The sequence below is a fragment of the Roseiarcus sp. genome, from assembly GCF_052145395.1.
GTDB lineage: Bacteria > Pseudomonadota > Alphaproteobacteria > Rhizobiales > Beijerinckiaceae > Roseiarcus.
Genome location: NZ_JBKQOT010000841.1, coordinates 1 through 10625, shown reverse-complemented (window position 1 = coordinate 10625; position 10625 = coordinate 1). Strand labels below are relative to the sequence as shown.

Sequence of the window (10625 nt, the reverse complement as noted above, 5' to 3'; positions counted from 1 at the left end):
ATACCCTCAATTCGAATGACTCGGGCCACTAGCACGACGAATTGAAGGCGCGGCAGCCGGACGGCTGCAGGCGCCGCGGTGAGCGCAACGACAATGGCCTGCCCCAGCAGGCCGAGCACGGGTGTCTAGCGGCGGCGAAACGCGGAGGGAAACGGAAACCGGCTATTCGGCGGCGGCCAACCGTTCGCCGGCGCGAAGAAACCGTTCTGGATCAACCGGTTCTCCATCGATCCGCACCTCGTAATGGAGGTGCGGCCCGGTCGCACGGCCGGTGGCGCCGAGCCGTCCGACGACGGCCCCTTTGTCGACCTCCTCGCCTTCGTCGACCAGCACCTGGGACAGGTGGGCGTAGCGGGTCGCGAGGCCCGTCCCATGATCGATCTCGACCATCAAGCCGTAGCCGCCGATCGGTCCCGCGTGGACGACACGGCCGGCGCCGGCGGCACGGATCTCCGCGCCATAGGCCTGCAACAGATCCACGCCCGCGTGGAGGGCGGGGCGGCCGAGAAACGGATCGATGCGATAGCCGAAGGGGGACGCGACGGCCATGTCTCCGGCCAGCGGCTTGCCGAGCGGCACATAGGCCATCAGCGCCCTGAGCTTCTCGGCCAGCTCCACGTCGCGCGCGGCCCGCGCGGCGGCGCGATCGAAGGCGGAGGCGCTGGGACCCGCGTCGAGCGGCTCGAACGGACCGCCCATCGGCGGGGACAGCTTGCGGTCGGCGAGTTTTTTGGCGTCGAGGCCCGCGTCGGCGAGAATCGCCGCGTCGCGATCGGCGGCCCCCGCGGCGGCGCGGTCGACGGCGGCGAGCGCCGCCATCTGGCCGGCCGCGATCCGGTCGAGGGAGCGATCGACGAAGGCGAGCCGGGTCTCGGCATCGAGATCGGGGTTCGCCGCGAGCGCCGCAAAGCTCGGCGCCGGCGCACGGCTCGAGGCGCCGAGCGGGTCGAGGGACGCGTGGGGCGGCGCCGGTGCCGAGGGGGCGTAGGCGCGAATGCCGCCGAGGTCCGCAGGGCCGGCCGGGCGGGTCGCCGCGGGGCTCCTGGGGCCAAAGCTCTCGATCGCATGAAGCGCGTCCGCATCGAGGGGACCGGCGATCGGCGCCGCGCCTCGCGCGGCCTGCCCGGCGAGCGCGACAATTGCGGCCGAGCGTTTCTCCATCCGGGCCTGACGGGCGACGACTCCGGTGATGCGCGCCTCGAGCGCGTCCGCCTCGGCAGGCCGAGAGCGTTCCGCTTCGTCGGCCCGGTCGCGGGCGTCGGGTTCGGCCGCCCGCAGAATGATTGAGTCGCCGAGACGGGCGCCGCATGCGAGCTCGAGCGCGCCCGCCGCTCCGAAGCCGACCGACAGGGGCGCGAGCGCCAGGAGCGCCCACAGCGCGGCGGGGGCGAGCGTCGCGGTGCGGATCGAATCGCCGCGCGAGATCGAGACGAAATAGCGAGTGGTCGGCAGCCCGGGCCGTTCGTGGACTTCCAATTGGCGCATGAACCCGCTCCCGCCGCGTGGATATGCGGGCGACCGCAGGCCGAGTGAAGCTGATTAAGGTTAATTCATCGGAAACGCTGAGAAAGGCCGCTTCGCCCCGGCCTTTTTCGTCGGCCAGCGCAAGCGCTCACATCGCCTTCACCGCGGCCAGCACTTCTTCGGCGTGCTTGGGCACCTTGACCTTTCGCCAGATTTTGGCGATCCGGCCGTCGCGGCCGACGAGGAAGGTTGTGCGCTCGACGCCGAAATATTTCCGGCCGTACATGCTCTTTTCCTTCCACACGCCGTAGGCCTCGATCGCCGACCGTTGCGGATCGGACGCGAGCGAGACGGCAAGGTCGTGCTTGGTTATAAACTTATCGTGGCTGGCGACGCTGTCGGGCGAAACGCCGATCACGACGGCGCCGGCTTCGTCGAATTCCGGCTTCAGCCCGCTGAAGGCGATCGCCTCGGCCGTGCAGCCCGACGTGTCGTCCTTCGGATAGAAATAGACGACGATCGGCTTTCCCCTGAGGTCAGCGAGACGCGCCTTGCCGCCGCCGTCGGTCGGCAGCGTGAAATCCGGGGCGGAATCGCCCTCGTCGAGTTCTTTTGCCATGTCGCCCTCGTTCTGTCTCAATATGGTTTCAATGCCAAAGCAGGATCGGCTGCGACGCTCAGGTTGACCTGCCGTCCGGAGCGTTTCAAGCGCGCCGCCGTCTGTGTCTGGGGAAAGCGGCCGGGACGCTGACACATCGGCGTCAAACGCGGGTATATCCGCTCGCCCGCAGGAGAGGATCGTCTTCGTTTGTTCGGTTGGCTTGGGGTCGGACATCGCGCGCGCGCCCGGGCCGCCATGCAACGCATGGTGGACAGCGCGGACGGCGCGCGTCTGCCCGTCTGCAGGCGAAGCGCCGGCGCGCCACGGCGGCTCCGCCACGTCGCCATCCATCTCGTGGAGGCGTTCGGCCTTCTGGGGCTCGTCGCAGTCGCGCTCCTGGCGTTCCGGCTGTCGAGCGGACCGATCTATCTCGAATGGCTGCACGACCAGATCGCCTCGAGCCTTCAGGAGCGCGTCGGCGACGGCTTTTCGGTGGAGCTTGGCCCGACCTACGTGATGCACGACGCCTGGGGAATCGGACTCGGATTCCGCAAGCTGACGCTGCGCGATCGCAAGGGCCGCCCGGTGCTGTCGGCGCCGCGCGGCCAGATTGGCGTCGATCCGTTCGTCGCCTTTCTCGGCCAGGTCAAGGTGCGGCGGCTTGAACTCGACGACCTCGGCCTTCGGCTCAGGGTGGCCGCCGACGGCTCGCTCTCCATCGCAGCGGCCGGCGACGAGGCCGCCGCGCCGATCGCGCTGCCGAGCAACGGCTCCGGGCTGGAGAGCCTGAACATCGCCACGCTCGTGCGGGCGGGCGCGGAGGCGATGGCCGGCGCGAGCCAAGCGCTCGACCGGCTCACGGTCGCCAACGCGCGCTTCGAGATCGACAACGAGGCCACCGGCCGCTCGGTGAGCTACCGCGATTTCAACCTGGTTTTCGATCGCACCGGCGACGAGGCGAACGCGCGCCTGATGGCGACCGGGCCGGCGGGGCGTTGGACGATGCAGGCGCGGGCGGCGGTCGGCGCCGAACCGAGCCTCGCGCTCGAGGCCCACGACGTCAGCCTCGCCGACCTCGAAACCTTCGACAAGAAGCCGCCGCCGCTGTTCGCCGAGGGGCCGATCGCCTTCAAGTTCGATGCGCGCGTCGCGCCCGGGGGCGCAATCCAGTCGCTGACCGGACGATTCACGATCGGCGCGGGGACGGTGCGGCTCAACAACCCGGACGCCCTGCCGTTCCTGGTCGACGAGGCGTCGGGCGGGATTTCCTGGGATGACGCCTCCAAGCGGGTCGATGTCCGGGATCTCGCCATTCTCGCCGGCGAGACCCATCTGAGCGCTTCGGGCTGGGTCGCGCCGCCTTTCGACGCCTCCGCTCCCTGGACCGCGCGGCTGGAAGCCAAAGGCGCCCGCTTCGGCCCCGAGCGGCGCGGCGAGCGGCCGGTTCCGCTCGACGCCATCGTCGCCGAATTCCGGTTCCTCCCGCTCGAGTCGCGCTTCCTCGTCGACAATCTCTCGGCCAAGGGTCCGACGTTCGACGGCGCGCTCACTGCCGAGGTCACCCCGGACGGCCAACGCGAGCGGCTGAGACTCCGGCTGGACCTGCGGCCCAGCGTCACCCAGGACGCGATCCGCCTGTGGCCGCAGTTCATCAATCCGGACGTTCGCGACTGGGCCTCGCACAACATGCATGGCGGAAAGCTCGAAGGCGTCATGATCGCAAACTGGTCCGCCGATGATCTCGACGCCATGGACCACAAGCGCGCCGTCGCGCCCGACAGCGTGCATGGGACCTTCGCCACCCACGAGGTGGCCGTCGACCTCCTTCCCGGCCTGCCGCCGATGGTTTCGGGCGAGGGTTCAGGGTCGTTCACCGGCCACGTCTTCAAGGTCTCCGCCGACCGCGCGACGATGGACCTGACGCCGACGCGGCGCATCCTTGCCGACACGCTCGTCTTCGAGATCCCGGACACGAGCCCGAGGCCGATCGTCGACGCTTCTGCGAGGGCGCATTTGAGCGGGACCGCCGACGCGCTGGCGGACCTGCTTAGCCGCGAGCCCCTGCGCAAACAGGCGGGAATCCAGATCGACCCAGCGACCGTCAAGGGACAGGCGGAGGGCGAGCTGACGCTCAATCTGAAGCTCGGCAAAACCGCCAAGCTCGAGGACACGCAGTTCCATGCGGCGGGCGCGCTGTCGAATCTGACGCTCGACAAGTTCGTCGGGCCGGAGAAGCTGGATCAGGGCAGCCTGACGTTCGCGGCCGACCGCAACACGCTGACCATGAGCGGCGACGGTGAGCTGTTCGGCTCGGCCGCGCATATCGACGCCTCGCGCGCGCCCGGGGAAGAGGGCTCGGCGACGGTGACGGCGACGCTCGAACAGGCGGCGCGCGCCAAGCGCGGACTGAATCTCGCCTGGCTGGCCGGGCCTTTGCCGATCACGCTCAAGGCCCCGCTCTCGCGGACCAGCGCCGACGTCGAAGTGGATCTCACGCCGGCCGGAGTCGACAATCCCGTTCCCGGCGTCTCGAAGCCCGCCGGCAGGCCCGGCAAGGCGACCTTCCAGATCAAGCCGTCGCCCGAGGGCGCGGCGGTGAGCAACCTCGCCATCGACTTCGGGACGGTCTCGCTGCGCGGTTCGGCCGAGCTTGGCGTGGATGGCGCGATCCAGACGGTGAGGCTCACCCAGGCGCGCGTCTCCCCGGGCGACAGCCTGCAGGCCGACGTGGTCAATGCCGCGAACGTGATCAAGGCGACGGTGCGCGGAACGACGTTCGACGCGCGTCCCCTGATCAAGTCGCTGGCCGATCAGGGGTCGCCGTCGCAGGCGGGGGCGAAAGACTTCGACCTCGACATGAAGGTCGGGACCGTGACCGGCGCCAACAGGCAGTCGATGGGCGGTCTCGAGCTCAATTTCTCGCGCCGCGGCGGCGACGACCGGCTCGCCTTTCTCAGGGGGCGCCTCGGCCAGGGCGTCATTGCCGCGGGACGCGACGGCGAAGGGCCGCTGCGCCTGACCGCAAGCGATGCGGGCGCGCTGGCGAAGTTCGCCGACCTCTACACGCGCATGGACGGCGGCAACCTCGACCTCGTCCTCGAGACGGGAAGCGAGACGAGCTCGGGCACGGCGACGGTGACCAATTTCGCGCTGCGCGACGAGCCCGCGTTCCGGCAGCTCGCCGCGGCGAGTCCCGCCCCCGGGCCGGGCCTGGATCCGCTGCTCGCGCACTTTCAGAAGATGACGTTCGCTTTCGTGCGCTCGCCGGGCGTGCTTGATATCAAGAACGCCGTCATCTACAATCCGAACATGGGTCTGACCACCGAGGGCATCGTCAACTTCGCCCGCAAGACGGTCGACGTTTCGGGGACCTTCATCCCGGCCTACTCCGTCAACAATCTTCTCGGCAACATTCCGCTGGTCGGCGTCCTGCTTGGCGGCGCCCAGAACGAGGGGGTGTTCGGCATCACGTACCGCGCTCAAGGTCCGCTCAACGATCCGAAGCTTACAGTCAATCCGCTGTCGGCGATCGCCCCCGGAATCCTGCGCAAGATCCTCGGGGTCATGGACGGCGCCGTCGGGCGGGGTCCGTTTCCGGGCGAATCGGCGGCCGCGCCCGCGCCGGCGGAGCGATAGTTCGCGGCGCGACTACGTAGTTTCACGAATTGAACGCCGCCGCCGGGGCTGCGAAAGACCCGCCGGCAAAACAATTCCACCTAGGGGAAAGCAATGATCCACGATAAGAAATTCTTGCGCGAGATTGCCAGGGGTCGTCCGGGACCCAGCGAACTTTCGGCCGTCACAACCGTCCGTGCGCTTTGCGACGTCGGAATCGAGACCGTCGTTCTGTCCCAGAAGCTGTTCGACAATACGCATAAGATGCTGCTCAGCGCGGCGACGAACAAGGACGCCAAGGACGTCAGCCGGACGATGTCCGCCTTCTTCTTCTCGTCCTACCGGGACCTCGACGAGAACGTCGAGTCGGTTTCGCGCATCTGGCGGCGCTATTTCCGCGAGGCGGTCTCCAGGGTTGCGTCGGTCTAGGCAGGGTGCGATTGGCCCCCCCAGTCGCCGTGAAGAATGGGAAGGGCGGCGTCTCGCCGCCCACGGAGCGCGAGACGCGCTCCCTCCACGGGAACGCTGCGCGGGTCGCCAAAGCCCGCGTCGTTCGCTACTGCCTGATCGATGGCGTCCTCAGCCTCCGTGCTCGACGCCGACCATGACGTCCGACGCCTTGATCACCGCGTAGGCCTTCTGGCCCTTGGCGAGCTTGAGCGCATCGACGGCCTCGTTGGTGATCGAGGCGGTGAGGATCGTACCCCCGCCGATCTCGATCTCGACATGAGCGGTCGTGGCGCCCTTGTGGATCTCCTTGATCGTGCCGGCGATCTGATTGCGCGCGCTGATTTTCATCGGATGCCCGTTCCTGACGATAGCGGATCGGCCGCTTCCGACGACTGCGTCGGACTCTCTCGGCGTCCATGCCGATCCTAAAGCGCTGGGTTGGAGGTGGGCAAGCGCGCCCGCGCCCTGATCCTCCTGCACGCTCCGTGTCGCGCGGTTGCGTTTGGACCGGCGCCGTCTAGTATGGCGGGATATAGCGGCGGCGCAGCGCGCTTGGGGGACAACAAGCGGGGCGGCGCGGTCTGTCAACGGGTTGCGAGAGTCTGATGAATTGGAAGCACCTGGTCGCCACGGTCGGCGTCGTCGTCGCGACCTTACCGGCCTCCGCGGAGGCGGCGCAAACGAATGTCGCGGTCGCCGCAAATTTCACCGAGCCGGCGAAGGAGATCGCCGCGCTCTTTAAGCAGAAGACCGGAAACGAGGCGGTGCTGAGCTTCGGCGCTTCGGGCGGCTTCTTGACCCAGATCCAGGACGACGCGCCCTATAAGGTGTTTCTGTCCGCCGACGCCGAGCGTCCCAAGGCCGCAGTCGAGCAAGGCTTGGGCGTGGCGGGAAGCGTCGTCACCTATGCGATCGGCAAGCTCGTGCTGTGGAGCAGGGTCGTCGACGTGACCGACGGCGAGGCGACCCTCAAAGCCGGCAAGTTCGCAAAACTGTCGATCGCCAATCCCGCGTCCGCACCTTACGGCGCCGCCGCGATCGAGACGATGAAGGCGCTTGGCGTCTACGACGCGATCCAGCCGAAGATCGTCCAGGGCGCAAGCATCGGTCAGGCCTTCCAGTTCGTCGACACGAAGAACGCGGAACTCGGCTTTGTCGCCCTGTCGCAGACCAAGTTCTCACCGGGCGGGACGAGCTGGATCGTGCCGCAGACGCTCTATACGCCGATCCGCCAGGACGCGGTGCTCCTGAAGAAGGGCGAGAACGACGAGGCGTCGAAGGCTTTCCTGGAGTTTCTGAAGGGACCCGAAGCGCGCGCCATCATCGAGAAATTCGGCTACGCGCTCGATTAGACGTGATGACGTGGGGTCGCGCCGTCTTACCCTCACCCTGCCGCTTCGCGGCTTCCCTCTCCCGATCGGAGAGGGGCGTTCGCTTCCCTCCGGGGGACGGTGGCCGCGTAAGCGGCTGGATGAGGGTGTTCGGCGCGATTCAATCAGGTTTCGTCGCGCCATAAGGAGAATTGTGAACGCGTTCGCTCCCCTCTGGGACCCGGTCAAGCTCACGCTCGAACTGGCGACGATCACGACGCTGGCGCTGCTCGTGATCGCCACGCCGCTTGCCTGGTGGCTGGCGCGTTCGCGCGCCGGCTGGAAGGAGATCGTCGCGGCGGTCGTGTCTCTGCCGATGGTCCTGCCGCCGACCGTGCTGGGCTTCTACCTCCTGGTCGCGCTCGGCCCGTCCGGGCCCGGCGGGGCGATCGCCAGCCTTTGGGGCGCGCGGACGCTCGCCTTCACCTTCTGGGGCCTGGTGATCGGCTCGATCGTCGCTGGGATGCCGTTCGTGGTCCAGCCGATCCGCAACGCCTTCGCCGCGATCGGCGAGCGCCCGATGGAGGTGGCCGCGACGCTGCGCGCCTCGCCCACGCGCGCCTTCTGGACGGTCGCGCTGCCGCTTGCGAGCCCGGGCCTGCTTAGCGGCGCCGTCCTCGGCTTCGCCCATACGGTCGGCGAATTCGGCGTGGTGCTGATGATCGGCGGCGCCATTCCCGGCCAGACCAAAGTCGTGTCGACCGCCATCTTCGACTACGTCGAGACCATACAGTGGCGCGAGGCCAACATCCTCGCCGGCGGCATGGTCGTCTTCGCCTTCGTCGTGATCCTGTCGATGACCTCGATCGAAAAGCGCTTCGCCCGGATGCGCGGATGAGCGCGGAACACACCATCCGCGCCGAGTTCCGCGGAACGCTCGGCAAGTTTGCGCTCGACGCGGGCTTCACCGCGCCGTCCAAGGGCGTGACCGCGTTGTTCGGGCCTTCGGGCTGCGGCAAGACCACGGTGCTGCGCTGCATCGCCGGCCTGAACCGCCTCGCCGACGGCGTCTGCGACATTGACGGCGACGTCTGGCAGGACCGCGACGGCACGTTCCTGCCGACGCACAAGCGGACGCTCGGCTACGTCTTTCAGGAAGCGAGCCTGTTTCCGCACTTGTCGGTGCGGAAGAACCTGCTGTTCGGCGCGCCCCGTGGCGAGGCTGGGCCGCAAAAGAGGGGTGTCGCCTTCGACGAGGTCACGGACCTTCTGGGCGTGACCCCTCTGCTCGATCGCTCTCCGCGCAATCTTTCCGGCGGCGAGCGGCAGCGCGTCGCGATCGGCCGGGCGCTCCTGTCGCAGCCGAAGCTCCTGCTCATGGACGAGCCGCTCTTCGCGCTCGACCGCGTCACCAAGGGCGAAATCCTGCCGTTCCTCGAACGGCTGCGCGACCGGCTGTCGCTCCCGATCGTCTACATCACCCACGACATCGCCGAGGTCGAGCGGCTCGCCGACCAGGTCGTGCTGATGGAGAAGGGCAGGGTGCTGGGGGCGGGCCCGCTCGCCAAGCTGCAGAGCGACCCGTCGCTGCCGCTCGCGATGGCGCGCGACGCCGCCGTCACGCTCGAGTCGACCGTCGAAGCCTACGACGCGGCCTACGGCCTGCTGACGGTCGGGGTCCGCGGTGGTTGCTTCACCGCGCCTTCGGGGCCGGCTTCGGCTGGCGAACATCGGCGCATCCATGTCGTCGCCGGCGACGTGAGTCTTGCGCGCGAACCGCCAGGCCCAAGTTCAATACTCAATATCCAGCCCGGGCGGGTCGTCGCGGCCAAGCTCGTCGACGCCAACACGATGGTCGCCGTCGTGGCTCTCGGGGCGGACGGCGCCGGGGCGCGCCTGCTGTCGCGATTGACGCGCAAATCCTGGGATCAACTCGGGCTCGCCGTGGGCGCGGCCGTTTACGCTCAGGTCAAGGCCGTCGCGCTTAGGCCAGGACGGGGCGAGTTCGATGTGTAGTCAGGCGAACTAAACCCTTCGCGTAGCGGCGTTGATCGCTTCGCCGTCCTCTTTGACAAAGAGGCCAATGCTTGAGTTCGGCAGGATGTCGAGCACCGTCTCCGACGGACGACAGAGCTTGACGCCTTTGGGCGTGACGACGATCGGCCGGTTGATCAGGATCGGGTGCGCCATCATGAAATCGATCAGCTGATCGCCCGTCCATTTGGGGTCGCCGAGGCCGAGTTCGGCGTAGGGCGTGCCCTTCTCGCGCAGGAGCGCCCGAACCGGAATTCCCATCGCGGCGATCAGTTCCTTCAGACGCTCGCGGGTCGGCGGGGTTTTCAGATACTCGATGACGACCGGCTCCTCGCCGCTCGCCCGGATCATCGCCAGGACGTTGCGGGACGTCCCGCATTCGGGGTTGTGGTAGATTGTAATCGTCATGAGCACGCCTCGACAGTGTTGGATTTGGGTTGGCAGACTGAGCCGACGAGCCGAGTAGCGATTGAGCCCGCCGGAGACGGCACGCTCAGCGACTCTGCGCACATCAAGGGCGCGGCGTTCGTGCCGGCGACGGCACAGGGCGCGCGGCCAAATTCACGCCGCTTTCGTACCAGCCCTTCGACCGGTTGACGATCCAGACGATCGACAGCATGACGGGCACCTCGATCAGCACGCCGACGACGGTCGCGAGGGCCGCGCCCGAGTGGAAGCCGAACAGGCTGATCGCGGCGGCCACCGCCAATTCGAAAAAGTTGCTGGCCCCGATCAGGGCAGACGGGCCGGCGACACAATGCTGCTCGCCCGTGGCGCGATTCAGCAGATAGGCGAACCCGGCGTTGAAATAGACCTGGATCAGGATGGGAATCGCCAGCATCAGAATGATGAGCGGCTGCGCCACGATCTCATCGCCCTGGAAACCGAACAGCAGCGACAGCGTCGCCAGCAGGGCGACCAACGATATCGGTTGCAGCGTCGTAAGCAGGCGCGAGAGCGCCTCCGGGCCGCCCGTCGCCAGCACACGCCGACGCACGATCTGCGCCACGATCACCGGCACGACGATATAGAGGACCACGGAAAGCACCAGCGTGTTCCACGGAACGGAAATCGCGGAGAGGCCGAGCAGCAGTCCGACGATCGGCGCGAAGGCGAACACCATGATGGTGTCGTTCAGGGCGACCTGAGTG

10 protein-coding genes are annotated in these 10625 nt (G+C 67.9%); 5 read left to right on the top strand and 5 right to left on the bottom strand.

Going from position 1 to position 10625, the window contains the following annotated elements:
• Window positions 1-162 precede the first annotated feature (162 nt).
• Entirely contained in the window at window positions 163-1485 is a 1323-nt protein-coding gene (locus ACLP25_RS29315; protein ID WP_442472616.1) for a M23 family metallopeptidase, read from the bottom strand.
• A gap of 127 nt (window positions 1486-1612) precedes the next feature.
• Complete coding sequence (locus tag ACLP25_RS29310; RefSeq protein ID WP_442472615.1) at window positions 1613-2083, bottom strand: peroxiredoxin; 471 nt, start codon at window positions 2081-2083, stop codon at window positions 1613-1615.
• A gap of 189 nt (window positions 2084-2272) precedes the next feature.
• Between ACLP25_RS29310 and ACLP25_RS29305 the strand changes: the two genes are divergently transcribed.
• Both ACLP25_RS29305 and ACLP25_RS29300 read left to right on the top strand, forming a co-directional pair.
• Entirely contained in the window at window positions 2273-5701 is a 3429-nt protein-coding gene (locus tag ACLP25_RS29305; protein ID WP_442472614.1) for a YhdP family protein, read from the top strand.
• A gap of 93 nt (window positions 5702-5794) precedes the next feature.
• A complete protein-coding gene (locus ACLP25_RS29300) occupies window positions 5795-6109 on the top strand; it encodes a hypothetical protein (RefSeq protein WP_442472613.1) in 315 nt (104 codons plus the stop codon).
• 150 nt (window positions 6110-6259) lie between these two features.
• Here the strand turns inward: ACLP25_RS29300 and ACLP25_RS29295 are convergent, their stop codons facing one another.
• On the bottom strand, window positions 6260-6478 hold the full coding sequence (locus ACLP25_RS29295) for a TOBE domain-containing protein (protein WP_442472612.1): 219 nt from the start codon (window positions 6476-6478) through the stop codon (window positions 6260-6262).
• A gap of 257 nt (window positions 6479-6735) precedes the next feature.
• Here ACLP25_RS29295 and modA point away from each other — a divergent pair, with 257 nt between their 5' ends.
• The 3 genes from modA (at window position 6736) to modC (ending at window position 9456) form a co-directional block, all read left to right on the top strand.
• Window positions 6736-7482 carry a molybdate ABC transporter substrate-binding protein gene (gene modA, locus ACLP25_RS29290; RefSeq protein WP_442472611.1) on the top strand — a complete coding sequence of 249 codons (747 nt, stop codon included), beginning with the start codon at window positions 6736-6738 and terminating at the stop codon, window positions 7480-7482.
• Window positions 7483-7651: 169 nt separating this feature from the next.
• Window positions 7652-8338, top strand: a complete 687-nt coding sequence (modB, locus tag ACLP25_RS29285) for a molybdate ABC transporter permease subunit (protein WP_442472617.1) — start codon at window positions 7652-7654, stop codon at window positions 8336-8338.
• The gene (gene modC / locus ACLP25_RS29280) at window positions 8335-9456 is read left to right on the top strand and encodes a molybdenum ABC transporter ATP-binding protein (RefSeq protein WP_442472610.1); all 1122 of its coding nucleotides are present in this window, start codon (window positions 8335-8337) and stop codon (window positions 9454-9456) included. Before modB ends, modC begins: the two co-directional genes overlap by 4 nt.
• A gap of 9 nt (window positions 9457-9465) precedes the next feature.
• On the opposite strand, the gene arsC is transcribed toward modC, so the two are convergent.
• Entirely contained in the window at window positions 9466-9882 is a 417-nt protein-coding gene (arsC, locus tag ACLP25_RS29275) for an arsenate reductase (glutaredoxin) (protein WP_442472609.1), read from the bottom strand.
• 103 nt (window positions 9883-9985) lie between these two features.
• Window positions 9986-10625, bottom strand: a 640-nt coding sequence (locus ACLP25_RS29270; protein ID WP_442472608.1) for an arsenic resistance protein, incomplete at its 5' end; no start/stop codon positions are given.

Bases quoted from the DNA above. Each gene is read 5' to 3' on its own strand.
- ACLP25_RS29315 (WP_442472616.1), bottom strand. From the start codon at position 1,485: ATGCGCCAATTGGAAGTCCACGAACGGCCCGGGCTGCCGACCACTCGC.
- modA (WP_442472611.1), top strand. From the start codon at position 6,736: ATGAATTGGAAGCACCTGGTCGCCACGGTCGGCGTCGTCGTCGCGACC.
- modC (WP_442472610.1), top strand. From the start codon at position 8,335: ATGAGCGCGGAACACACCATCCGCGCCGAGTTCCGCGGAACGCTCGGC.
- ACLP25_RS29295 (WP_442472612.1), bottom strand. From the start codon at position 6,478: ATGAAAATCAGCGCGCGCAATCAGATCGCCGGCACGATCAAGGAGATC.
- ACLP25_RS29300 (WP_442472613.1), top strand. From the start codon at position 5,795: ATGATCCACGATAAGAAATTCTTGCGCGAGATTGCCAGGGGTCGTCCG.
- arsC (WP_442472609.1), bottom strand. From the start codon at position 9,882: ATGACGATTACAATCTACCACAACCCCGAATGCGGGACGTCCCGCAAC.
- ACLP25_RS29310 (WP_442472615.1), bottom strand. From the start codon at position 2,083: ATGGCAAAAGAACTCGACGAGGGCGATTCCGCCCCGGATTTCACGCTG.